The following is a 25,191-nucleotide window of genomic DNA, read 5'->3' as shown; positions in this document are numbered from 1 at the left end:
TTCGGCAGCACATTTCCTTCGAAAATTAAAGATCGAACAAGTGAATGCGGGGGTCGACCATGGGTATTGATAATAATATACTCCAGGCGATAGGGAACACTTCCATCGTGCGACTGCGAAAGGTAGTTCCGCCAGGCTGCGCGAAAATCTTTGTGAAGCTGGAATGGGAAAATCCGACGGGCAGCATGAAAGACCGGGCCGCGCAGGCGATGATCTCAAGAGCGGAGGAAGATGGCAGGTTGAAACCAGGGGATACTGTTATCGAATACACTGGAGGAAGCACTGGTGTTTCGCTAGCTTTGATATGCGTGGCTAAAGGGTACAAGCTTCATATTATCACTTCCGACGCGTTCAGCAGGGACAAGTTGAACCAGATGTCGGCTTTCGGGGCCGAGCTTACCCTTGTACCGAGCGAAGGCGGACGCACCACAAAGAAATTGATTCTCGATATGATCGAAACGGCCAGGGAATCAAGCAGAAAACCGCATACTTACTGGACAGACCAGCTCAACAATACTGACAGTATCGCTGGATATTATCCTCTTGCTGAAGAGATATTGAGCCAGACAGATGGCGAGATAGACGCTTTTGTCCAGTCTGTGGGTACCGGGGCTTCGTCTCGTGGAGTAGCGACGGTGCTGAAGCGATATAATCCCGGGATCAGGGCAATAGCCGTCGAGCCCGGTGAATCAGCCGTATTGTCGGGCGGAGAAGCCGGCCCCCACAAGATCGAGGGTGTTGGGATTGGTTATAAGCCTCCGCTGTGGGATCCAGGCCTGATCGATGAGACTGTCGCGGTCAAAACTGAAGAGGCGAAAGAAATGACCAGGCGCCTGGCCCGGGAGGAAGGTCTTTTCGCAGGGACGTCGTCAGGGGCGAATGTCACCGCGGCCATCCGGGTGGGGGAAAAATTGGGCCCGGACGCCTGCGTTGTCACCTTGATGGTCGATTCGGGGCTTAAATATCTCAGTACAGATGTCTATGGCAACTAAACCCTTTTCGGGCTGGATCGTCATACGCGGTATCGCAGAGGCAGGCCAGTGAAGATAATTGCCGCCACCCTGATCATAATTGTCGCTACGGGAGTTTTCGCGCAGAATCCGGATTCTACCCTCACAGGCCGGCTTGTCGAAGCCGCGATCGAGCGTACTCGACACGGCGTGACCTACGATGGGGCATACAGGGCTATCGCTTATCCCGGGGGAGATGTTCCGGATAGTATCGGCGTCTGTACCGATCTGATCATCCGGACCTATCGAGCTGTTGGAATCGACCTGCAGGAAATGGTCCACGTCGACATGACCGGCGCGTTTGATGAATATCCGGACTTTTGGGGGTCGGGCAGCCCCGATCCCAATATAGATCACAGGAGAGTCCCGAATCTCCAGGTATTCTTCCGACGGCATGGAGAAGTACTGGGAATCAGCACAGACCCTGGCGACTACTCTGCGGGAGATATCGTGACATGGATGTTGCCCGGTGGCCTGCCTCATATAGGTATTGTGACATACGAGCGCTCACCTGACGAAAAAAGGCCACTGATCGCCCACAACATTGGCAGAGGGCCGGAGATCGCCGATATGCTCTTCGACTATCCGGTCACGGGACATTTCAGATATATCCGGTGATCGCCGCGAGCCAGAGGGAAAATATGCTGCTGAAGTACTATGACGATTGGAAGAAGAACTGACCAAAGAAGACTTCCCGCGCCTCAAGATTCTTATATATGAATATCGATGAAATCTGGCATAATGCGGATTACTGACCGGATCCATGCAGCAGAAAACAAAGCGGGGAATTAAGAATAAGGAGAATTCATATGCAGCCAGACGCTAGAGATCTTATCGAGATTGCCGGCATTACCATGGTTCCGATCGGACTTTATGATGCTCCGGAAAAAGAACCTTTCGCACCGTTCGCCGAACCGGGACGGTGTTTTTTTTCCTCCTATCAAGACTGGGCAGAAGGGAAAAGCATCATCGTTTCCGAGGATAATATAAAGTGTCCGGGAGGCGGGTACTGGCTTTGCGGAGTAGAGTCGATGCCGCGCGACAATCTGGTGAAATTCCTCGCTGAAAAGGAAGGCCTGAAATCTTCCCCTGCCATCATAGAGAAGTGGCTTGAAAATCAATCCCCATACAGGAAACAGCACAAGTATATCGTGATCGGACCTCTCAAAGAAAATCAGTATGATTACCTGAGAACGGTAACTTTTTTTGTTAATCCCGATCAGCTAAGCCTGCTGCTTACCGGAGCGGAATACCACAATGCTTCACCGGGAGGGTTTCCAGCGATCTCTTCTTTTGGATCAGGTTGCGGCCAGATGGCAGCGCTATTAGGCGATCTGGATCTTCCGAAAGCGATCATCGGCGCGACGGATATTGCCATGAGAAAGTTCCTACCGCCGGATCTACTTGCCCTTACCGTCACAAAACCGATGTTCAAACAGCTTTGCAATCTGGATAAGGACAGTTTTCTTTACAAGCCTTTCTGGAAAGAGTTAAGGCAGTCCAGGGTGAAGACCGTAAAGGGAGAGTAAAAAGTGGTCAAAGCGATTTTGATTAACATGCTGTACATTCTCGCGCTGATCAATCCCGTCAGCAAGGTGTCGATGCTCTCGGTATTCGCGTCCGAGGAGGAACGGAAGGAAATAATCCCCGTCGCCATAAAATCCACCATCGTAGCCTTTCTTATCCTGATGCTTTCGATGGTAGCCGGAGAATTTATTCTGAGAAAGATCTTTCACATAGATTTTTATTCGTTGAAAATAGCGGGAGGGATCGTTCTGTTCTGGGCTGGATTCGGAGCTCTCAGTAAAGGTGTCTTTTTCAGGCAGGATGGGCACGACAGGTTTTCCGACATTTCTATCGTTCCTCTTGCCTGTCCAATGATAGCAGGTCCGGCGACTATAACGGTGATGATCACGATGAGCATAAACCAGGGAGTCATCGTGACTTCACTCTCCACTCTGTCTGCCCTCGCGGTCAATATGATCCTTATGTTCATGTCATTTTCGATCAGCAAAGGCCTCGCGAAATTCAATATTCTTGGAGCCCTGATACGATTGACCGGGCTGATAGTACTTTCAATGAGCGTCCAGATGATACTTGATGGTATAAGGCTGTGGATGGCAAAATGACAGAGATATAGAAATGCGTCAGAGGAGGAAGTTATGAGAATATCCATTGCCGGGGTTCTGCTGCTTCTGCTGCCGGGGTGCCTGGGGATTCCAGAGAATGTCAGTCCGGTCGAAGGTTTCGAACTGAACAGGTATCTTGGAAAATGGTATGAGATCGCCCGCCTTGATCATTCGTTCGAGAGGGGCCTTGATAATGTCACCGCCGAGTATTCGATGCACGATGACGGCGGCGTAAAAATAGTCAACAGAGGATTCTCCGTCAGCAGGAAGAGTTGGAAAGAAGCGGAGGGGAAAGCTTACTTCGTTAAGCAGGAGAGTACCGGATACCTGAAAGTATCGTTTTTTGGACCGTTTTACGGGTCGTATGTCATTTTTGATCTGGACAGGGAAAACTACCAGTATGCTTTTATTTCAGGGTCGGACAAATCGTACCTCTGGTTTTTGTCGAGAACGCCTGAAGTTGAAAAGGATTTGATCGACATCTTCGTCAGGAAAGCGGATTCACTCGGGTTTGAAACAGACAAGTTGATCTATGTAAAACAGGACAGGTCGATTCAGCCAGTCGAGGAGCGGTGATTGATGATGAAAGGAAATATCGAGCGAAAAAGCAAAAAAAGGATCATTGTTATAAACGCGGTCCTTTTCGCCGCTTTATTCGGGCTGATCTCTTTCAACAAAGAAGTCTTAAGACCCTCTTTCTCCCACATAACCGCGTTGAGATTATTGACCGGTTGTCTGCCGAATTTCCTGGCCGCGTGGCTTATAAGCCTCGCTTTCGTGAACGCAATTCTGACAAGGGACCCGAAATATGGAAGATTGTTCGTGTGGATCAGTTCCGTTCTTATATTCATAATTCTGGCGATAGAGGAGATAAAGCCGATGTGGGGAGCGAGTACGCACTTTGATCCGTATGACATAATCGCAAGTGCCGCCGGCTCTTTGCTGGCAATCGTTATTTACGAATCGATCATGTTTGTAAAAAGCAGGCAGGGTGAAGCCAGGATGGATTCAATCCTTTAATCAGGCGGGTCATGATGAAGAAAAGGATGATAAGAATGCTCTGCAATGGCGAGGAAAGGAACGCAGACTTTGAATAAGATCAGACAGTGAGCTGTAAAAAGGCTGATCATCGGAGGTAAATGACCAATGGATCCAACCAGGCTTGATTTCTGGATAGCGGTAGGACTGGCAAGTCTCTGCGGAGCGCTGATTGGTATTGAACGTCAGCTTCGCGGGAAACCTGCCGGCATTCGCACAAGTATTCTGATCTGTCTCGGCACGATGCTGTTCGTCCGTCTCGGAAGCGTGACGGCCGGTTCAACGGGTGATCCAGCGAGAGTACTCGGGCAGGTCGTCACGGGTATCGGATTCCTCGGAGCAGGCGTGATGCTGGCGCGCGAAGGGTTGATACAGGGGGTCACTTCAGCGGCGGGGATCTGGATGCTCGCCGCGATAGGAGCAATGATAGCTCTGGAGTACAATATGGCCGCAATTATCGTAACGCTTCTGGTGCTGATCGTCCTTGTCGGAGTCTTTCTGATTGAGAACGTCGTTCTCCATCTGAGGAGGGGAGATTACGCGAAAAGAGTCGAGAAGCATGGGTCGGAGGATGAGTAGGATGGGGCGAAAAGCTCGAAAAGAGAGTTTTAAATGATCGAATTCGATTTTCCCGTCGGATATCGCGAGTTCCACAGAAAGCAGCTTTTTAACTTCCAGCTTAACAGGTGGTACTCGCTGGGGTACGCGAGACGCGAGGATATGGAAAAAGCGGGAAGGAAAATCAGGAGCTTCAAAGACTGGAAAAACGTGATGGTAAGCCTGGGTGAGGAAGCGCTTGGAGAAGAGAGGCTGATCAACGCGGCTTTTTATTATCGAGCGGCCGAATTCTATATAAAGGCCAGGGACTCCGAAAAAGATAAGGTATATAACAGGTTCCTCGATCTTTTTGACACCGCCTTCGCGAGTGAAAAGATCGAGAGACTGACGGTGCCTTACGAAGGCGCTTTCCTCCCGGTAATGAGGATCCCCCCGGCAGCTGGAAAAAAAGGCACGATCCTGATGCACGGGGGATTCGATTCATTTATCGAAGAGTGGTTTTCAATGATGAAATATTTTTCGGAACTTGGCTACGAGGTGATAGGGTTCGAAGGTCCAGGACAGGGTGCGGCATTGAGAAAATACGGATTGCCTCTGATATACGAATGGGAAAAGCCTGTCAGCGCGGTCATAAACTATCTTGATACCGGGAGATGCACACTTATCGGCCTGTCGCTCGGTGGGTGGTTATGCTTGAGGGCCGCGGCGCTTGAACACCGGATCGAACGAGTGATCTCGTCCGGACACGCGATCGATTATATGAAAAGCATGCCGCCGGTACTCAGGCATCTTCATCTGTGGTGCATCGAACATTGCAGGGATTTCATGGATAAGATGGCCACGATGAAATTCGAAAAAAGAGATGGCATGGCCCCGTGGATGGTAGATCATTTGAAGTATATTACCAGGAAAGACAAGCCTCTCGATGCTCTCCAGATATACCTCGATCTTAACGAACAGAATATTCATTCCGACCTGGTCACTCAGGATGTTCTCCTGATGACGGGGAGAGACGATCATTTCATTCCTTTCAAGATGCTTGACATGCAGATAAAAGCGTTGAAGAACGCGAAAAGCGTGACAAGCAGGGTATTCACGAAAGAAGAACAGGGCCAGAATCACTGCCAAGTCGGCAATATCGGCCTTTCGCTCGAGGTTATGGCAGAATGGATAGCGACAACTTGAATCAACCCCAGCCTCGATCGGAAACAGATTTTTAATGATAGGTTTCGCGAAAGGTGATATATTGAACGGGTAACAGGGGGATATATTATCATGAAAAACGGATCGTCTATCGGTCAGGTCCTGATCGTTTTCGGTAGTGTTGTGATCATCGCCGCCCTTATTCATATTCTCAATCACCTTTCAGACCAGGCCATATACCAAGTCGGCTTTCCGGGAGTAATAGCGGGGCTTGCGATTTTCCTGATCGGCTTCAAAATGAGCAAGGGAATCTCCAGGGACAGGTCCTGAGAAGCGAGAATTGCGATGAAAAAAGCTGGGATTCGAAGTGAAGCGGGAAAACATATCCGGGGAGCGCTTCCCACGGAAATATATCGGAAATTTTTCGATGAATCCCCCGATGGATTGCTTGTAACCAGCGCTGATGGGAAGATAATTGCCGCTAACCGGCGGGGAACCGAGTTGACAGGGTATTCCAGCGAGGAACTTCTCTCGCTCACGATCGAAGATCTTTTGATCCCTGAAAATACAACAGGTGACGGGGTAGGAGAAGGTTTTTTTAAGACCGACGAAGCCAGCACCGTTGAATGCACGATAATGAGAAAGGATGGCACCCTTTTTCCAATCGAATTCAGCACTTGGATCAAACAGGATCAGAACCTGCTGGTAATCCTCCATGATATAACGGACTGCATGCACACCGAATCGGCCAACCGAGCCTTGCAGCAACAGCTCTTAAACATCATAGAATTTCTACCCGACGCGACATTTGTTATCGATCAGGATAGACGGATCATAGCATGGAACCGCGCCTGCGAAATCATGACAGGCGTAAGTAAGAAAGCGATGCTCGGCAAAGGTGATCATGCTTATGCCGAACCATTTTTTGGAGAAAGACGTCCTATCCTTATCGACCTGCTCGACCTATCGTTTCCCGAAATGGAGAAAAATTACAAGTACGTCAGGCGGGAACGTGATTCGATCTATGCCGAGTCGTTCATTCCACGTCTGAGGAACGGAGAGGGTGCCCACCTGTGGGGCGTTGCCGCGCCTATATTCGACAAGGAAGGAAATCGTTCGGGAGCGATCGAAACTGTCCGGGATATCACAGAGCAGGAAAATATAAAACAGGCATTGCTCGAGAGCGAACTGAAGTACCGGACTTTGTTCGAGACTGCGGGTGACGCGATCCTGCTTATGCGCGGAGACCGGTTTATTGACTGTAACGCGAAGACTCTTGCCATGTTTGGATGCGGGAGGGATGAGATAATCGGTGTTCCTCCATATAAATTTTCTCCAGACGTTCAGCCTGATGGCCAGAATTCGAAAAAGAAAGCTCTTGAGAAAATCAGGCTGGCAAATGAAGAAGGACACCAGTTTTTTGAATGGGAACACAGACGCCTGGACGGAACACGGTTCATGGCAGAGGTAAGTCTCAACCAGTTGGAACTCGGCGGAGAGGTACTTGTTCAATCGATAGTGCGGGATATAACGAACCGAAAAATAACGGAAGAGCAGCTTGCCGAGAGCGAACGGAAATACCGCGAGCTTGTCGAACAGGCCAATAGTATAATCCTTCGCTGGAATTCCGAAGGAGAGATCACTTTTCTCAATGAGTTCGGCCAGAGTTTCTTTGGTTATTCCACCGGCGAGATAACAGGGAAGCATGTAATAGGAACAATCGTTCCCACGACTGAAAGTGATGGACGCGATCTGAGACTGTTGATGGAGCAGATATGCGCCGATCCGAAAGAATTCGAACAGAATATTAATGAGAATATCCGGCGCAATGGCGAACGGGTCTGGATCAGCTGGACCAACCGGGTCGTACTGGGACCTGATGGCCAGGTCTCGGAAATACTCAGCGTAGGCACTGACATAACAGAGCGCATAAGAGCGAATGAAGAGATCCGTCGCCTGCATCAGGATCTGCAGCGGCATGCCGCGGAGTTGGAACACCGGGTTGAAGAGCGTACTGCTGAACTGGAAATAGCCCTGGATCACGCGGAAGAGTCGGACCGCCTTAAATCGGCATTTCTCGCGACGATGTCGCATGAGCTGCGCACACCGCTCAATTCCATAATCGGATTCTCGGGGATCCTGCTCATGGGCCTGGTCGGAACGTTGACTCCCGAACAGAAAAAGCAGCTTGTAATGGTACAGGAAAGCGCGCAACATCTTCTCGATCTGATAAATGACGTTCTCGACATCTCAAAGATAGAAGCAGGCCATGTCGAACTTGCGTATGAGGGATTCGATATGCGGGAAGTCATACGCGACAGCATTCAGAAAATCAACCCGCTGGCTGATAAAAAGGGATTGAAAATCACCGAAATGGTCAATCCGGATATTGGAATGATAAAGGGTGACTCAAGACGTGTGCAGCAGGTGTTATTGAATCTGCTCAGCAACGCGGTCAAATTCACCGAGCGGGGAGAAGTCCGGATCGAATGCTCGTTCGCGGACGGGTTTCTGAAAACGCGGATAACAGATACGGGAATAGGCATCAAGGAGGAAGATATCGAGACTCTCTTCAAACCATTCCGTCAGGCAGATACCGGCACAACGAGGAAGTATGAAGGGACAGGTCTTGGGCTATCGATATCCAGGCGACTGGCAGAGTCGATGGGAGGTAGCATCATTGTCGAGAGCGAGTACGGAAAAGGCAGCTGCTTTATATTTACATTACCTGTTGAAAGGGCTGAAGCATGAAACCCACGATCCTGTTGATCGAGGACAATGAAAAAAACGCATATCTTATCTCATTTATACTTAAAAATTCCGGATATAGAGTAGTGGAAGCGATGGATGGAAAAACAGGCATTTCAATGGTCCGCGAGATCGTCCCCGATCTGATCCTGCTCGATATACAGCTGCCCGTTATGGATGGATATGCTATCGCGCGAGAACTCGCGCGCGATCAGAAGCTCAAAAAAATCCCCATTGTTGCGGTCACTTCGTACGCCATGCCTGGTGACAGGGAACGTATTATGGACGCGGGATGCGCCGGGTATATCGAAAAGCCGATCAATCCCGCGACATTCGTCTCAGAGTTCGAAAAGTACCTGCCTGCCGGGAAAAAGGCCGCGGGGAAGGGAGAAAGCGATGGCTAGATTACTCATTGTCGATGACGACGAGCAAAATCTTTATATGTTGCAGGTCCTTCTTTCTGCCAACGGGTTTCAGGTCGATCAGGCTTCAAACGGAAAAAAAGCACTGGAACAAGCGAGGCTTAATCCACCGGATATGATAGTCAGCGACATCCTCATGCCGGTGATGGACGGGTATGCCCTCTGCCGTGAATGGAAGCGGGACGAGAAACTGAAAGAGATTCCCTTCATATTTTATACAGCGACTTATACCGATCCTAAAGATGAAGAGTTAGCTCTCAACCTTGGAGCCGATCGATTCATAATCAAACCTACCGGACCGGATAAGTTTCTCGCGATCCTTCTTGAGATACTGGAGAATTTCGAGACGAAAAAGCCGGTCGCGAATAAGCAGGTTATGGAAGAGTCGGTATTCTATAAAAATTACAATACTGCTCTCATCCGCAAGCTGGAAGAAAAAATGCTTGAGGTCGAGGAGTCGAACCGCAGCCTGGAACAGGAGCTTATAGAACGCAAGCGGCTCGAAAAGGAGCGGCTTAATTATAAAGAACAGATGATCCAGGCTCAGAAGATGGAATCGGTCGGGCGTCTGGCAGGGGGGATCGCGCACGATTTCAACAATATACTTGGCGTTATCCTGGGATACAGCGAACTGGCGTTATTACAGCTGGACCCCGGGGATCAGTTATATGCCGATATCAGGGAAATACAGGAAGCGGCGCACCGCTCCGCTGATCTTACAAGGCAGTTGCTGGCTTTCGCACGCAGGCAGCCGGTCAGACGTAAAGTCATAGATATGAATGAGACAATGACCGGCATGCTGAAAATGCTGCAACGTCTTATCGGTGAGGATACAGGGCTTGTCTGGATACCCGGGGAAGGCCTCTGGCAGGTCAAAATGGATCCAGGCCAGATCGACCAGATACTGGCGAACCTCTGCATAAATGCCCGTGACGCTATAGATGGTGCGGGCGAAGTAGTGATCAGTACTTCCAATGTCGTCATCGATGCTGATTCCGGGGATAGCTCCCCCGACCTTCAACCCGGCGAGTATGTCAGGCTTATGGTCCAGGACAGCGGATCCGGTATGGACGATGAGACACTGTCGCATCTGTTCGAACCTTTCTTTACGACCAAAGAGATAGGCAAGGGTACAGGCCTGGGGCTTTCCACTGTATATGGCATAGTGAAACAGAACAACGGTGATATCACAGTGGCAAGCAAACCCGGAGCCGGAACGAAATTCGAGATATATTTTCCGAGGTTTATCTCGTTGAAGGGGGAGGAAATAAATGATATCTCGCGGACATCTTCGCTTCATGGGGAGGAAACGGTGCTCCTAGTCGAAGACGAGCCGCGCCTGCTTAAACTGACGAGAAAGATGCTGGAATCATTGGGATATGAGGTATTGACCGCTTTCACCCCGGAGGAGGCGCTCCAGGTGATAGATGCCAGGGTCAGCACGGTCGATCTGTTGATAACCGATCTTGTTATGCCGGAGATGAACGGCGTCGAATTGGCAAAGCTGGTTGAAAAACGTCATCCCGGAGTCAGTGTTTTGTTTATGTCGGGGCACTCCGCGGACATGGCAGGCGCCGATGGGATTCTTGAAGAGGACAGGGAATTTATACAAAAACCGTTTTCTGTTAATAACCTGGCTGTAAAATTACGTGATATCCTCGATCAGAAACAGGTCGAGAAACAATAGTCTGTCACAGAGGTGAGCGAAATGACTGCGCGTAAAATCGATTTTGATTCACTGGAGTGGGAATCTCCAATGGAAGGTGTACGGCACAAATATATCGACCAGGACGGAATGCGGATGAGGCTGGTCGAGTATTCAAGAGAAATGCCTCTTCACTGGTGTGAGAAAGGGCATCACGGCTATCTTCTTGAAGGTAAGATGGAAATCGAATATACTGGTGAGAAGGTCATATACAAGACGGGCGATGGTATTTTTATCCCTGAAGGTCCGGGCCACAGACACAGGGGCAGAGCCATTTCTTCCGCGGTGCTGGTTTTCTTTCTTGAGAAATGCTGACAGGGCCATGATGTGATTTATCAGGATCCAACCGACCCGGCATTCCTTTACGGGGCAATTATGAAGCGGATATCGCATCGATCATCTTCGGGAATTATCCTGGCCATCGCAATAACAATAGTGATTCTCCTGCCGTCCGAACTTTTTTCAGAACAGGTCAGTTATTCTTCAGCATCATACGTTGTAGCTGGCATACTGGTGATCGACATAGGGAGTTCGGTCGCAAACGCCGTCTCACTGGCAGCCGACAGGCCCAATCGGAGGAATGGATATTTCGGCGTGGCCGCGGGGATAATATCGTATGGCCTGGTAGCGGCAGGTTATGCGATGACTGACGATGATGATCTGCGCGATGATTTCGCCATTGTCATGGGTGGAGCCGGTACGGCCTCGCTCGTCTTCGGAGTATTGAATATGACGAGGGCAGGACACGACACTGATGATGCTCCGGGAATATCCCGAATCGAGGTCTTCCCGGTGATCTGTCCGGATGGGAGAAAGAGTACGTATTCAGGTATTAATTTCAAAATGGTCTTTTAGGAAAGGCCACATTTGTATGGGGTGGCTGGCGCGGATTCCTGGTAGCACCGGGCTGAGTTATCCGTCAGCGCTCCCAGGCAGGATGTTTGGAGGTGTCAGCGATGAATACAACCGTCAGAATGACTCTGGCCGCGATGATTCCGTTGATCTTGATCGTCTCTATGAATTCCTGCCTTGAAGAACCCCGTACTGTACATAGATGCTGTCCGTCCTGGCCTTTTGTTTACAACGATCCTACGGGGACGCCTCCGGAGATATCGACCATTTCAGACACAATGGATATCGACGGCACCAGGTTATATCTTTCAAGCGAATTGTGGCGTAACTTTATGCCGATGACTCCGCCTGACTGCACAAGCCTGGTGGCATATATAAAAATCATCGATTGCGATTCGACCGCCATTCCCCAGGGGGTGGAGGTGGAGTGCGTATGGGTGATCAATGGCGGCAAGGTCTGGAGTAGCTGGCTCGCGGATGAAGGTACCGCGGAAGCGGATGATTACGAGATGGCCATGATCGCCAGATGCGGACCTGCCTGGGATGTGGATACAGAAGCAGATGTGATAGTAAGGGTAAAATATGAGGGCGATTCTAATTACATAAGGCAGACCAGCGTTGAGATAACAAAGGTCGAGTAGCCGGCATGCCGGTAGTTCTTCGGCTGTCGCTCCTTCGGGCGTGAGGTACTGACATTGCACGTTTATATTGTATTCGCCCACCCTTGCGAAAAATCTTTCTGCGGGGAAGTGCTGGAAATCTTTACCAGGGGTCTGGTGGACGCCGGACATACTTTTGAATTGGCAGATCTGTACAGGATGGGATTCGAATCAGAGATGAAAATCGAGCAGTATAAGCGCGAAGTAGGTCTCGATCCGCTTCTTCCAGTGCCTGAAGATGTCAGCGCGGAACATAGGAAGATCGATGTAGCAGATGCCCTGGCATTCATTTATCCGGTATGGTGGAGTGACTGTCCGGCAAAATTAAAAGGCTGGTTCGACCGGGTGATGACGTATGGTTACGCCTACTACTATGATGAATCAGAAACACGCCATAGCACCGTAGAAATAGAGAAGGCAGTCGTCATATGCTCCGCGGGCCATACCAATGAACACCTTGAAGAAACAGGGATCGCGGAAAGCATGAGAAAGATCATGATTGAAGACCGACTTCTTGGTATCGGTGTGAAGAGCGCTTCAATGCTGATCCTCGGAGGCATGATGCCGAAGGATGACACGTTTCGGGAAGAGAATCTTAAAAAAGCCTATGATCTGGGACATAATATGACGCGGATGACATGAAAAAACAGTAATACTTTAAAACAGGTATTTATGCTACTCGCGCCACGCGACAGTTGAGACAGGGCGCGGGCACGATCGGAGTATCAATGAGACGTTCAATGATCCTGCTCTGTGTTATTTTATTCCTTTCTGAAATTCCGATCGCCCAGGAGATAAGGCGCGGCGGGGATACCATTCAGATCATCGAGTATCTGCTGAAATTCGTGGAAGAATCAGAGTGCGTCTTTATCAGGAACGGACGCGAGCATGATTCAAAAAAAGCAGCCCGGCATATGAAAAGAAAATACGAACATTTTAAAGATGAGATAAAGACTCCGGAAGATTTTATCCGGCTTGCCGGTACAAGGAGTACTGTAAGCGGGAAGCCATACGAAGTAAGGTTGAAAAACGGGAAGGAAGAGCTCAGTTCATCCTGGCTTCAGAAGGCTCTTGAAGACTACAGATCTTCTACGCTTGCAGTCGATGGAGATTCCCTGATCGAGTCGATTGAAGATTCATTGTCCGCGGCACAGGAGGGACGTCACAGCTGTTCGACCTTCGCGTTCGAGGCCGATTCGCTTCTTTTCGTCGGGCACAACCTTGATGAGACTCCGGGGTTTGATGTTCCAGGACTGGTATGCGTCAATAAGAGAAATGTCTACAGGGAGGGGATCACATGGTTTGAACTGATCGCTTCACCATCTGAATATGAAAAGGTGATCGTGCCTTTCGAAGATAAACCGGAGCCTAAGATCAGTTGGGTCTCGAAGTATGGATCGGTAACATTTAACAGCGAGGGGATAGATTTCCCTGACGGAGGAGTCAATGAAAAGGGATTGTCAGTTTTTGAGATGAGTCTCGGAAAAACGAGGCATAAGCATGATGAATCAAACCCGACCCTGTTCATATGCCTCTGGATACAGTATCAGCTGGACAACTGCTCCCTTGTCGATGAAGTAGTATGGAACGCCTGTGATATAAATCTTCAGGGGTGGTCATGGCACTATTTCGTCTCCGACAGGAACGGCGATTTCGCGATAATAGAGTTCATCGACGGGATCCCTGTGATCCACAGGGGGGAGGATGTCAAATATCCCGTGCTTTGCAATTCGGAGTACGCCCTGGAACTTGAAAGACTCGAGAAGTATAGCGGTTTTAAGGGGATGATCAGGAAGATTCTTCCAAAGACACCGAGGTTCGTCCGCGCGGCGAGAGGTCTTGATGGTTTTGACAAGGCTGACGGCATCGCTCCGAAAGAATACGCTTTGGAACTTCTGAAAGACATTCAAGTAAAGGGATGGAACAAATGGAGCATGCTTGCCGATATCAAAAAAGGCGTGATCTATTTCAATACCGAGAAAAACAGGAATCAGAGATATATTTCGTTCGCCAGTCTCGATTTCGATACAAAGCCGGCGCAATACCTCGATATCGATATCGATCTGAGCGGTGATGTCGCGCCTTATCTGAGCGTTTATTCATATCAGGGAAACCTCGATCATGCCACGCGCAGGGCGGAGCTTTTGTTTGAAAAACGGTTCAAGGGGCTTGAGGATAATGGGGTCACTTCAGTGATCTACGCCAGGCGGTTCGCCGATTATTCGAAAAGGATTCGAGACAGGGAGATGAAATAGTACCTGGTATGAATACGAGCGGGATTTAATAGCCGGGATGGGATCGCCGGGATCATTTGCTGGCCGGGCCGGTAGAGCTTCTAAAGGTGACGCAAGGAGGATATAAAAATGATCACTGACAATACGTGGCTGAGAAGCAGCGAAAGGCAGGACAAATACATGAAATCAGGTAACAGTCGCCGCTGGTCCCGTTTCTCGGGGCTCGCCGTTCTTCTCGTCGCTGTCATGATGTTTCAGGTGTCATGTCAATCTCCCGGCAAAGAGACCGGGAGCGCGGATTATAACGATTTCAGGTTTTTCGAGATGGAGATCGACGAACTCAGGGCGGGATATGAAGCAGATTCTTTTTCGATCGAAGATGTGGTGAAGGCGTACCTTGAGCGGATCGAGAAGATCGATAACGACGGACCAGGGCTCAATTCGATGATCCAGATCAATCCCGACGCGATCGAAATCGCGGTCAAGCTCGATATCGAAATGAGAGAGGGGAAGATCAGGGGGCCTCTTCACGGAATACCGGTCGTGCTTAAGGATAATATAGATACGCGTGACAAGATGGCTACGACCGCCGGTTCGAGAGCGTTGATGGATTCTCATCCCCTCAAAGACAGCCACGTCGCCGGTAAGCTCAGAGAAGCCGGAGCGGTGATAATAGGGAAGGCGAATCTCAGCGAATGGGCGAATTTTCGCGGAGAATTATCGTCAAGCGGCTGGAGCGCTGTCGGAGGCCAGGTTAAAAATCCATATATTCTCAGCAGAAATCCCTGTGGATCAAGCTCGGGATCTGCTGTGGCCGTATCGGCCAACCTGACGATGATCGCCATAGGGACCGAAACGAACGGGTCGATCGTATGCCCATCGAGCAGCAACGGTATCGTCGGTATCAAGCCGACGGTCGGGCTGGTGAGCCGGTCAGGGATAATCCCCATTTCCTTTACGCAGGATACTGCCGGGCCGATGGCCCGAACAGTAAGGGACGCCGCCATCTGCCTCGGGGCGATAGCCGGAGTAGATCCGTCAGACGCGAAGACCCTCGCGTGCGAGGGGAAATACCATGCTGATTACACGCAGTTCCTTGACGCCGAAGGACTGCGGGGAAAAAGGATCGGACTGTACAAGGCTCCGCTGGGAGTAAATTACAAGGTCGATTCCCTCTTTTATGACGCCGTGGATCTTCTCAGGAGCGAGGGAGCCGAGATTATCGAGATCGACAGGATATCTGACGGTAAAGTCGGTGATTATTCCTTTGAGATCATGCTTTATGAGTACAAGGATGGATTGAACAGATATTTTCAGTCCCTCGGCCCGGAGGCGCCGGTCAAAAGAGTTGAGGATCTGATAGAGTTCAACAGGTCCGATCCGCTGGAACTGAAATATTTCAACCAGAGATATCTCGAAATGGCCCAGGAAAAAGGAAGCCTGGAAAGCGTTGAATACAAGGAAGCTCTGGCCGGAATGATCAAAGGGATCAGGGATGAAGGGATCGACAGGGTAATGAACGAAAACAGCCTGGACGCGATTATAGCTCCCACTGGAAGTCCCGCCTGGCAGACAGATCATATTAACGGTGACTGTTTCCAGCTGGGCAGCTCATCTCCGGCCGCGCAGGCGGGATACCCGAATATAACATTGCCGATGGGGTTCGTCGGCGCTCTGCCGGTCGGGATCTCTTTTTTCGGCAGGGCATGGAGCGAACCGGTCCTGATCGAGATAGCGTACGCCTATGAGAAGAAGACGGGGTACAGAAAGGCACCCGGGTTTTTGCCGTATGATGAGGAATGAGGACCTGTGATGATTTTCAGGGATCAAAGCGGGCGGCGGTAAAATTGAAAATATATTTTGTTGAAAATGATTCTCATTGTGCTATCATCTTTCCAGAAAAGCAGTCTATACACATCATCAAGCGAATCAACAACAAAGATCAGCATAATTATTGATGATTCCATGTATGCTGGGCGCCCCGGGCTTTATTAGGACACTTCGATCCGGAGGGTAAAATGAACAGGACCAAATCTATTATCTTCTTACTGCTTCTTTTTTCAGGAATACTCGCTTTTCAGCAGATTCCCGCCGGAGAGGAGGCTAAGGGAAAGATACCATACGATCGGTTCGAGAAGGCGGAGGTCTGCCAGAGCTGCCACATCGATATCTACCAGCAATGGAAGCAGTCGATGATGTCGCAGGCTTATACTCATCATTGGGATGAGATCGAATATTTCGACCTCGCCGTCGAGCACGCGAAGAAAGATCCAAGTTTCAAGCCTGTTGCCGACGGTTGTAACGGTTGCCACACGCCTATGGCTTTTCTGGCCGGAGACGTGCCGCCACCACGGCCTTCGGAGAACAGCAGGGCCAATGAGAGTGTCAATTGCGAGATATGCCATACGATATCAGGTTTCAAGGAGGACCCGCCGTTCAATTTCGATTTCATAAGCAGTCCCGGAAAGACCAAGTATGGCCCGAAAGAGGGGCTGGTATCACCGCACCATATTACCAGGTCGGTAGATTATATAAAGGAAGCGAAGTTTTGCGCGACCTGCCATAACGAGAAAAACCCTTTCGGTATCTGGGTGAAATCGACACAGATCGAATGGAACGATGGTCCGTACGCGGCAGAAGGAGTACCATGCCATCAGTGCCATATGCCGAAAGCTCCAGGCCAGAGCGCGATAATGGCCGCAGAAGACATGGTAGCGCAGCACCTGTTTCATGGCGCGCATGATCCAGGCAAGGTGGCCGGAGTCGTCGAGATCAGGATGCATCCAGAGGAGAGGGAAGTCGAGATAGACGGATCGGTGCTTCTCAAGGTGCAATTGTTCAACGCCAAGACGGGGCATAAATTCCCGACCGGTTCCGTCGAAGACAGGATCCTCTGGCTTGATGTGACAGCGACCGATGCTGATGGGAAAAAGTATCATCTCAGCGTTGACAGGAAAGGGTTTGAAGGGGAAGAGTTCACGATAGCGGCAAAGACTCTCGCTTACCAGGACATGGGGATCCCTCTGGGATTGCCTGATTTCAAAGGTGTTCAGCGGGACGGAATCCCGGAAGGTGACCGAATTTTCCGGATGCCGTACCTTGATTCGGATGGAAACATGACGATCATGCAATGGAACACGCACAGGCTCGGAGTCGATTACCGCATAGGTCCGCGCGAGACAAAGATAGAGACATATACTTTTGAACTTCCAGAAGATATAGCTCCGGGAATAGTCGTCTTCAACGCAGTACTGAATTATCAGAAACTGGTCAGGCCGGTCGCGGAATATCTCAAAGTCCCCGAAGAGGAGAGTGAGATTGTCCTGGTGAACAGGGCGACGACATGGGTAGAAATATACGAATAATAATGCCGGGCCATTTTCTATAGATCAACGGCAGTTGATGTTATTGACATAAATTCGACGCGGACTGAATGGTAAGCAAGGAGGAGATCGAAGATGAAGGTATCGAGATGTTTTTTGTCTGTTTTTTGCCTGGTTCTGCTCGCAGGGATGCTTGTCCCGCAGCAGGGAAACGCAATCCCAGCCTTCGCGAGGAAATACAAGATCTCCTGCAATACCTGTCATTCGGTGATCCCGCGTCTGAAAGACTATGGCGATGAGTTTGCCGCTAACGCCTTCACTATTCCGGAGAAAGAGAACAAACGCGACTACATTACCGCTGGCGACGACCTGTTATGGTTGAACAAGGATTTCCCCCTCGCAGCCAGGATCGATCTTTTCGCCGCTTTTGATGAGGATCAACGAGTAGAAAACGATCTGCAGATACCATGGGGCCTAAAACTGCTTTCCGGCGGCACGCTTTACAAGAATATCGGGTATTACTTCTATTTTTTCATGTCGGAGCGCGGTGAGGTCGCCGGGGTTGAAGACGCTTATATCCATTTTCGAAATGTCTTCAATTCGAAGATAGATGTGCTTGCCGGGCAGTTTCAGGTCTGCGATCCCCTTATGAAGCGCGAACTGCGCCTTACATACGAAGATTATCTCGTATACAAGGTAAGCCCCGGATCTTCGACGATCAACCTCACTTATGACCGGGGATTGGTCTTCGCTTATACTCTGGAAAAGACCGGTAGCGATCTGGTGGCGATGGTAGTGAACGGGAACGGAAAAGGGGAAGCGGTAGACGACAAACTCGATCAGGATGATTACAAGAACTATGCCTTGAGATTGAATCAGGGGATAGGGGATATTGTTACCATTGGAGGTTTTTATTACGCCGGAAAGGAAAAATCACCGGGATCCGGCAGGACGAACGATGTGACATACTATGGCCCCGATCTGACGTTCGGTATGGGCCCGGTTGAACTGACCGCCCAGTATCTTTATCGCAAGGATACCAACCCTGAATTCCTCACATCATCGGATGATTTGGAAACTCATGGATATGTCGTTGAGATGATGTTCGCCCCCGATATCGATAATTCGAGGTATTTCTTCACCGGTCTTTACAATCTTGTCGATTCGAAGGTTTTTGACTATGAAACGGCGACACTTAGCTATACTTATCTTATTTCCCGCAATCTCCGGTTTATCGCCGAATATACAAGAGACCTCGCCGAAGAGCGCAACAGGGGAGTTCTCGGAATGGTGGGTGCTTTCTAAAGGGCATGAGGAGGCGCCGTGCCGGGCACCTCTTTCGGGACCTCGATGAGGCCGGAAACTCAAGCTGACAGGACAGGCGATGCGGAGAGATAAAAATCTGGCAGTCACAGTTTGTGCAGTTCTATTCCTGATCTCTCACGCGGAGGCGGGGACAATGGATAAAGAACACTACAACAAGCTTTCCAAGGAAGAGGAAAGAGTGATCCTGCATAAGGGGACTGAAGCCCCTTTCAGCGGCAAGTACAACGAATTTTTTGAAAAGGGAATCTATCACTGCAAACGATGCGGCGCGCCTCTTTACGTCTCGAGCGACAAGTTTGTCTCATCCTGCGGATGGCCGAGCTTCGATGATGAGATAGCCGGAGCGGTCAGAAGGCAGATCGACATCGACGGGATAAGGACCGAGATCCTCTGCGCCAGTTGCGGAGCGCATCTCGGGCATGTTTTTGAAGGAGAGATGCTCACCGAGAGGAATGTCAGGCATTGCGTAAATTCCATTTCCCTTGTCTTCGTCCCGGGCGAAGAAGTATCCAGAAGAGAAAAAGCTTATTTTGCGGGAGGGTGTTTCTGGGGAGTGGAATACCTTTTCGAGGGCAGGGAAGGGGTCATCTCCGCCACTTCAGGATATATGGGAGGATCTCTGGCCGATCCGACATATCGCGACGTGACGGGAGGAGGCACAGGTCATCTTGAAGCGGTGGAGGTGATCTATGATCCATCAGTCGTGGATTATGAAGAGATCGCGAAGTTTTTCTTCGAGATCCATGATCCGACGCAAGCCAATGGACAGGGTCCTGATATAGGTGAGCAATATCTTTCGGCGGTCTTTTACCGCACCGAAGAAGAGAAAAAAATCACGGAGAAATTAATAGAAATATTAAAACAAAAAGGATATCAAGTCGTTACAAGCGTTCTTCCAGCGGGAAGATTCTGGGAAGCTGAAGATTATCACCAGGATTATTACAGCAGAAACAAAAAACAGCCCTACTGCCATATATATAAAAGGAAGTTCTGATCGGCCGGGTTTTTCAAAATCGACAGGAAACACGATATGGTCGATTTCATACAACAGTATCATCCCGTCATGCAGGCGTTTATCGCGACACTGTTCACCTGGGGAGTAACGGCTGCCGGAGCGGCAATAGTCCTTTTTACCAGGGGCGTGAACCAGAAGCTTATGGATTCGATGCTTGGATTTGCCGCAGGAGTAATGATCGCGGCAAGCTTCTGGTCTCTTCTGGCGCCTGGGATAGAGATGGCCTCCCAGCTGGGTCAGATCCCATGGTTGACGGCGGCGACAGGGTTCATGGCCGGTGGGATCCTGATGAGGCTGACCGATAAATTCCTGCCCCACCTGCATCCAGGTCTCAGTGTCGACAAGTCAGAAGGAGTAAAGACCTCATGGCAGAGAAGCACTCTCCTTGTTCTTGCCATAACCCTGCATAACATACCTGAGGGACTTGCTGTCGGCGTGGCGTTCGGAGCGGTGGCGGCGGGGCTTCCATCGGCGACGATCGGTGGAGCGATCGCGCTGGCTATCGGGATAGGGATCCAGAATTTTCCCGAAGGGACCGCCGTTGCGATGCCGCTGAGGCGGGAAGGGATGAGCAAGGGAAAAAGCTTTTTCATGGGGCAGGCATCAGGGATAGTCGAGCCTATCGCCGGCGTGGCGGGAGCGCTGTTCGTGCTTAAAATGCAATCTGTCCTTCCTTATGCCCTCTGCTTCGCCGCCGGGGCGATGATCTTCGTCGTCGTTGAGGAGCTGATTCCGGAATCACAGTCCAAACAGGAAAATATCGACCTGGTGACAATGACCACCATGATCGGTTTTTCGATCATGATGATCCTCGACGTTGCCCTTGGCTGAGAGAACAGATTCGGGCCGGATAGCCGTTGTTTCATGTGTTTAGATATCAGGTTGCCGGGTGTTTATACTCCGGGACGGAATGGAATTCTTGAATCCTGTAACTAAAAGGAGGCCGTTATGAAAGTACTCGTACTGTACTATTCGATGTATGGACACATTTACAAGCTCGCGCAGGCAGCCGCCGAGGGAGCCGGATCGGTAGAAGGAGTGGAATCAGTCATCCGGCGCGTGCCCGAGACCCTGTCCGATGATCTGATCGCCCAGATGGGAGCTGCAGAGGCGCAGAAAGCACAGGCGGATGTTCCTATATGCACGGTTGAAGAGATGGGAGAAGCGGACGCGGTTATTTTTTGCACGCCGACGCGGTTTGGGAATATGTGCGGCCAGATGCGCCAATTCCTCGACGCGACAGGTCCGCTCTGGGCAAAAGGAGCGCTCGTCGGAAAAGCGGGCAGCGTTATCACAAGCTCTGGAACGCAGCATGGCGGTCAGGAATCGACGATACTGACCTGCCATATAACATTGCTGCATCACGGGATGGTGATTGTGGGGCTTCCATACGCTTTCCAGGAACAGACAAAGACAGACAGCGTGATCGGCTGCTCACCCTACGGCGCCTCCACGATCGCCGGTTCGGATGGAAGCAGGAAGCCCTGTGAGACGGATATTCTCGGCGCCCGATTCCAGGGCGCGCATGTCGCAAGGATAGCCAGGAAGCTTAGCGCCTGATCCGGGAACCGATCAGGAACCTGATCTTTTGATTGATACAGCCATGGCGCGGGGGTCAATAAGGAGATATCGGTATGATCGATCTGCGTAAAGAACAGAAAGCGACGTTATTGAGGAAGCGGTACAGGTATTCCCTGGCGGCGAGATTCTTTTTTTTCATGATGGATATCGTGACGGGCAGAAAAACCACCCTGGCCAAGGCGAAACTTATCGAAGCCCTGGCCTCGGTACCTTACAGGGCGTGGGAGATACGCCAGTACAGGCAGATGACGGGCAGGTACGGTGACGGGGAATTTGTACGGAGAGCCTTCCGGATCGTCTCATGGGGGAGGGAAGCGCAGGATAACGAATACTGGCACTTGAGGGTGATAGACGAAAAAATGAGGGAAGATGGCGTTAAAGACCCATGGTTCCTTGCCCCGGCAGTGCGATCCATTATGGTGAATACATACGCCGCTATCTCTTCGATCCTCGCCGCGTTCAATATCTCGAGAGCATTTCTCTTCAACGCTGAATTTGAAGACCACGCCGAGCATGTATACGCCAGATTCGTTGAAGATCACCCGGAACTCGATTCGCAGCCGGTCGGGTCAGCGGTTGCTGAAGAATATGGTGATTTCGAAAGCTGGGGAGACCTCTTCCGGCGCATAGGCCTCGATGAGCGCGATCACATGAATAACAGTTTTCTTTTCTGCGGCAAACCAGAAGCAGTAGTACGGTATCAAGGGATGCCTGAACTGCCAGAGGCATGAAGGAAGAATGCCCGATCGGAAGCCGCGGGAAAAATATTGGTTGATTTTTTATATATGGTATCATTGGAACGTATTGGGAGAATCGAAAAACAGCGAAAGGATGTGTTATGGCAGAGGAAGTAAAGGGCGGATGCGCCCGGCCTACGGGAGGACCGGTAGGTGAGCCTCCCGCCGAAGAGACACCTGAAAAGGTCATCGAGAAAAAGGAGGTCAAGAGTATGATACAAGTCGGCAAGAAAGCCCCTGATTTTTCCGCGCCGGGATATCATAAGGGTAAATTCATAAATGTCAAATTATCAGACTATCTGGGAAAATGGGTAGTGCTATGTTTCTACCCCGGTGATTTTACCTTCGTCTGAGCGACCGAGATCTCAGCAGTTGCTGAAAAGTATCCTGAATTCCAGAAACTCGGCGTCGAAGTCCTTTCGATGAGCGTTGACAGCATGTTCGTTCATAAGATGTGGAATGATAACGAGCTGTCAAAGATGGTCGAAGGTGGAGTCCCCTACGCCATGCTCTCTGACGCCGGTGGAAAAGTGGGCAGGGTTTATGGTATTTATGATGAGGATGCCGGTGTCGAGACAAGGGGAAGGTTCATCATAGATCCGGATGGAATAGTACAGGGTTACGAAGTATTGACGCCTCCGGTCGGAAGGAACGTCAATGAATCGATCCGGCAGATCCAGGCGTTCCAGCTCGTGAGACAATCGAAAGGGACGGAAGCTACACCATCTGGATGGAAACCGGGGAAGAAAACTTTGAAGCCGGGGCCGGAACTGGTCGGAAATGTATGGAAAGAATGGAAGACCGATCAGGCGTTCGACTAGGATTATCGAGATTTCGTCGCGTGGTCAGGAAAAGCAGGGTTGACAATATAATCGAAGAGATATCGAGCGCTGGGTTAGAAGGATGACGATAGACGAAGACGAGTATATTCAGAAACTTGTAGGTTCTAATGTCCTGCGCGAGCCGATCCTTCGTTCAGTAATAGAAGATCTGCCCGTCAATGCGGGAAGCCGGGGTCTTGACGCCGGATGCGGGGCGGGGCTGCAATCGATTCTTCTTGCAGAAGCGGCCGAATCTTCAGGAGTCATTACAGGCCTGGACCTGTCAGAAGATTTTATCCATTATGCTGAAAAGAAAATCAGGGAAGCGGGTTTTTCGGACAGGATCCTTTTCCAGCAGGGTGATATCAGGGACCTTCCCTTTGATGACGGATACTTTGACTGGGTATGGAGCGCTGATTGCGCCGGGTATCCAACGGGTGACCTGCTTCCTATCCTCCGTGAATTTGCCAGGGTAGTCAGGCCGGGGGGCTTTGTCGCTATCATGGCATGGTCTTCACAAAGCCTTCTTCCGGGACACCAGATGCTGGAAGCGAGGCTTAATTCATCATCTTCGCCGGTCGCTTCATACCTCAACGGCAGGGACCCGGACGAACAATTCATGAGAGCGCTCAAGTGGTTCCGCAGGGCCGGGCTGAAAGGAGCGAAAGGAAAGACATATATCAGGGACTTCCAGGCCCCGCTGAATGACGATATCCGCGAGGCGCTGACCCAGCTCTTCGAGATGCTCTGGGGGAAGGCTCAACCGGATGCTTCCTCTGAGGACAGGGCGATGTATCGGTCTCTTTGTTCCCCGGGATCACCAGATTTTATTCTGAACCTCAAGGAATACTACGCTTTTTTCACTTATACCGTCTTTAGTGGATCTGTAATGGAAAGATAAATTCAATGATTGATCCGCCGGGGAGAGATCAAATCCGGGACAGAAGCATATGTCCCGCCGCCCAAAATTGTTTGTAATCATCGATCAAATAACCTATTCTTTCTGCTGTCAGATTATAAATCAGGATCAGATGATCATTTTGGATTGTATTTAAGCAGGAGAGATATTAATGGGCAACCTTCAGACTTACACTGATAAAGCAATGGAACTGGTTATGGCGTACGGGCCAAAACTGATATTGGCCGTGGTGACGCTGATAATCGGCCTTTGGGTCATCAAATTCTTTGTAAAAGCGCTTGGACGGGCGATGGAACGGAGTAAAACCGATCTTTCCCTGCAACATTTTCTGATGAGCCTGGTCAGGATCTCGCTGAAGGCCATGCTGGTAATAAGCGTCGCTTCGATGATAGGCATCCAGATGACTTCATTCGTCGCCATTCTGGGAGCGGCCGGGCTGGCGGTCGGACTGTCCCTTCAGGGCAGCCTGTCCAATTTCGCCGGCGGCGTCCTGATTCTTCTTTTCAAACCTTTCAAAGTCGGTGATTTTATCGAAGGGGCTGGACACGCCGGTGCTGTAAAGAGCATCCAGATCCTCAATACGATCCTGACGACACCGGATAATAAGACAGTGATCATCCCGAACGGAGTATTATCAAATTCATCGATCATTAATTATTCGACACAGGAAACGCGCCGGGTCGACATGAAGTTCGGTATCGCGTATTCTTCCGATATCAGGAAAGCGAAAGAAATCCTGAATCGGATTCTCGGAGAAGACAGCCGGGTGCTTGACGACCCGCCCCCCGTAGTCGTCGTTGGCGAGCTCGCTGACAGCTCGGTCAATTTCAACGTCAGGCCATGGTGCAAAGGAACTGATTACTGGGGCGTCTTTTTCGATACTCATGAAAAAGTGAAACTCGAATTCGATAAGAACTCGATATCGATACCATTCCCGCAGCAGGATGTACATCTGTATAATCACTGAGCGA

Annotated in this window: 27 protein-coding genes; all 27 read left to right on the top strand. The window is 50.2% G+C overall.

Features of this window, described 5'->3' with window-relative positions:
• The first annotated feature begins 44 nt into the window (after nucleotides 1-44).
• The 27 genes from JW814_09265 to JW814_09135 all read left to right on the top strand — a co-directional run bounded on the left by JW814_09265 (nucleotide 45) and on the right by JW814_09135 (nucleotide 25,187).
• Nucleotides 45-992, top strand: a complete 948-nt coding sequence (locus JW814_09265) for a cysteine synthase family protein (GenBank protein MBN2071631.1) — start codon at nucleotides 45-47, stop codon at nucleotides 990-992.
• 69 nt (nucleotides 993-1,061) lie between these two features.
• A complete protein-coding gene (locus JW814_09260; protein ID MBN2071630.1) occupies nucleotides 1,062-1,628 on the top strand; it encodes a DUF1287 domain-containing protein in 567 nt (188 codons plus the stop codon).
• Nucleotides 1,629-1,819: 191 nt separating this feature from the next.
• A complete protein-coding gene (locus JW814_09255; GenBank protein ID MBN2071629.1) occupies nucleotides 1,820-2,539 on the top strand; it encodes a DUF169 domain-containing protein in 720 nt (239 codons plus the stop codon).
• A 3-nt stretch (nucleotides 2,540-2,542) separates the two neighbouring features.
• Entirely contained in the window at nucleotides 2,543-3,139 is a 597-nt protein-coding gene (locus JW814_09250; GenBank protein ID MBN2071628.1) for a MarC family protein, read from the top strand.
• Between the two features lie 33 nt (nucleotides 3,140-3,172).
• Nucleotides 3,173-3,715: a lipocalin family protein gene (locus JW814_09245; GenBank protein ID MBN2071627.1), complete on the top strand. Its 543-nt coding sequence runs from the start codon at nucleotides 3,173-3,175 to the stop codon at nucleotides 3,713-3,715.
• 3 nt (nucleotides 3,716-3,718) lie between these two features.
• Complete coding sequence (locus tag JW814_09240; protein MBN2071626.1) at nucleotides 3,719-4,159, top strand: hypothetical protein; 441 nt, start codon at nucleotides 3,719-3,721, stop codon at nucleotides 4,157-4,159.
• A gap of 126 nt (nucleotides 4,160-4,285) precedes the next feature.
• On the top strand, nucleotides 4,286-4,756 hold the full coding sequence (locus JW814_09235) for an MgtC/SapB family protein (protein ID MBN2071625.1): 471 nt from the start codon (nucleotides 4,286-4,288) through the stop codon (nucleotides 4,754-4,756).
• Nucleotides 4,757-4,789: 33 nt separating this feature from the next.
• Entirely contained in the window at nucleotides 4,790-5,920 is a 1,131-nt protein-coding gene (locus JW814_09230) for an alpha/beta hydrolase (GenBank protein MBN2071624.1), read from the top strand.
• A 90-nt stretch (nucleotides 5,921-6,010) separates the two neighbouring features.
• Nucleotides 6,011-6,208 (top strand): hypothetical protein, encoded by a 198-nt coding sequence (locus JW814_09225; GenBank protein MBN2071623.1) that lies wholly within the window; start codon nucleotides 6,011-6,013, stop codon nucleotides 6,206-6,208.
• 15 nt (nucleotides 6,209-6,223) lie between these two features.
• Nucleotides 6,224-8,629: a PAS domain S-box protein gene (locus tag JW814_09220; GenBank protein ID MBN2071622.1), complete on the top strand. Its 2,406-nt coding sequence runs from the start codon at nucleotides 6,224-6,226 to the stop codon at nucleotides 8,627-8,629.
• Nucleotides 8,626-9,030 (top strand): response regulator, encoded by a 405-nt coding sequence (locus JW814_09215; protein MBN2071621.1) that lies wholly within the window; start codon nucleotides 8,626-8,628, stop codon nucleotides 9,028-9,030. Before JW814_09220 ends, JW814_09215 begins: the two co-directional genes overlap by 4 nt.
• On the top strand, nucleotides 9,023-10,735 hold the full coding sequence (locus JW814_09210) for a response regulator (protein ID MBN2071620.1): 1,713 nt from the start codon (nucleotides 9,023-9,025) through the stop codon (nucleotides 10,733-10,735). The genes JW814_09215 and JW814_09210 overlap by 8 nt, the downstream gene beginning before the upstream one ends.
• A 21-nt stretch (nucleotides 10,736-10,756) precedes the next feature.
• Nucleotides 10,757-11,068 carry a cupin domain-containing protein gene (locus JW814_09205; GenBank protein MBN2071619.1) on the top strand — a complete coding sequence of 104 codons (312 nt, stop codon included), beginning with the start codon at nucleotides 10,757-10,759 and terminating at the stop codon, nucleotides 11,066-11,068.
• A gap of 60 nt (nucleotides 11,069-11,128) precedes the next feature.
• The gene (locus tag JW814_09200) at nucleotides 11,129-11,608 is read left to right on the top strand and encodes a hypothetical protein (GenBank protein ID MBN2071618.1); all 480 of its coding nucleotides are present in this window, start codon (nucleotides 11,129-11,131) and stop codon (nucleotides 11,606-11,608) included.
• A gap of 101 nt (nucleotides 11,609-11,709) precedes the next feature.
• Nucleotides 11,710-12,246, top strand: coding sequence for a hypothetical protein (locus JW814_09195; GenBank protein ID MBN2071617.1), 537 nt, complete (start codon nucleotides 11,710-11,712; stop codon nucleotides 12,244-12,246).
• Nucleotides 12,247-12,300: 54 nt separating this feature from the next.
• Entirely contained in the window at nucleotides 12,301-12,906 is a 606-nt protein-coding gene (locus JW814_09190; GenBank protein MBN2071616.1) for an NAD(P)H-dependent oxidoreductase, read from the top strand.
• A gap of 86 nt (nucleotides 12,907-12,992) precedes the next feature.
• Nucleotides 12,993-14,519, top strand: a complete 1,527-nt coding sequence (locus tag JW814_09185) for a DUF5329 family protein (protein MBN2071615.1) — start codon at nucleotides 12,993-12,995, stop codon at nucleotides 14,517-14,519.
• Between the two features lie 159 nt (nucleotides 14,520-14,678).
• On the top strand, nucleotides 14,679-16,301 hold the full coding sequence (locus tag JW814_09180) for an amidase (protein ID MBN2071614.1): 1,623 nt from the start codon (nucleotides 14,679-14,681) through the stop codon (nucleotides 16,299-16,301).
• Nucleotides 16,302-16,516: 215 nt separating this feature from the next.
• Nucleotides 16,517-17,863, top strand: a complete 1,347-nt coding sequence (locus tag JW814_09175) for a hypothetical protein (GenBank protein ID MBN2071613.1) — start codon at nucleotides 16,517-16,519, stop codon at nucleotides 17,861-17,863.
• Between the two features lie 93 nt (nucleotides 17,864-17,956).
• A complete protein-coding gene (locus JW814_09170; GenBank protein MBN2071612.1) occupies nucleotides 17,957-19,126 on the top strand; it encodes a hypothetical protein in 1,170 nt (389 codons plus the stop codon).
• Between the two features lie 79 nt (nucleotides 19,127-19,205).
• A complete protein-coding gene (locus tag JW814_09165; protein MBN2071611.1) occupies nucleotides 19,206-20,141 on the top strand; it encodes a bifunctional methionine sulfoxide reductase B/A protein in 936 nt (311 codons plus the stop codon).
• Nucleotides 20,142-20,177: 36 nt separating this feature from the next.
• The gene (locus JW814_09160; protein ID MBN2071610.1) at nucleotides 20,178-20,993 is read left to right on the top strand and encodes a ZIP family metal transporter; all 816 of its coding nucleotides are present in this window, start codon (nucleotides 20,178-20,180) and stop codon (nucleotides 20,991-20,993) included.
• A gap of 117 nt (nucleotides 20,994-21,110) precedes the next feature.
• Complete coding sequence (gene wrbA / locus JW814_09155; GenBank protein MBN2071609.1) at nucleotides 21,111-21,722, top strand: NAD(P)H:quinone oxidoreductase; 612 nt, start codon at nucleotides 21,111-21,113, stop codon at nucleotides 21,720-21,722.
• A gap of 74 nt (nucleotides 21,723-21,796) precedes the next feature.
• Entirely contained in the window at nucleotides 21,797-22,474 is a 678-nt protein-coding gene (locus JW814_09150) for a hypothetical protein (GenBank protein ID MBN2071608.1), read from the top strand.
• 107 nt (nucleotides 22,475-22,581) lie between these two features.
• A complete protein-coding gene (locus JW814_09145; protein ID MBN2071607.1) occupies nucleotides 22,582-23,301 on the top strand; it encodes a peroxiredoxin in 720 nt (239 codons plus the stop codon).
• Between the two features lie 88 nt (nucleotides 23,302-23,389).
• Nucleotides 23,390-24,202 carry a class I SAM-dependent methyltransferase gene (locus JW814_09140; protein ID MBN2071606.1) on the top strand — a complete coding sequence of 271 codons (813 nt, stop codon included), beginning with the start codon at nucleotides 23,390-23,392 and terminating at the stop codon, nucleotides 24,200-24,202.
• Between the two features lie 169 nt (nucleotides 24,203-24,371).
• Complete coding sequence (locus JW814_09135; protein MBN2071605.1) at nucleotides 24,372-25,187, top strand: mechanosensitive ion channel; 816 nt, start codon at nucleotides 24,372-24,374, stop codon at nucleotides 25,185-25,187.
• Nucleotides 25,188-25,191 lie beyond the last annotated feature (4 nt).

Source organism: Candidatus Krumholzibacteriota bacterium (assembly GCA_016932415.1).
GTDB lineage: Bacteria > Krumholzibacteriota > Krumholzibacteriia > Krumholzibacteriales > Krumholzibacteriaceae > Krumholzibacterium.
This window is presented reverse-complemented; position numbering and strand designations above follow the sequence as displayed.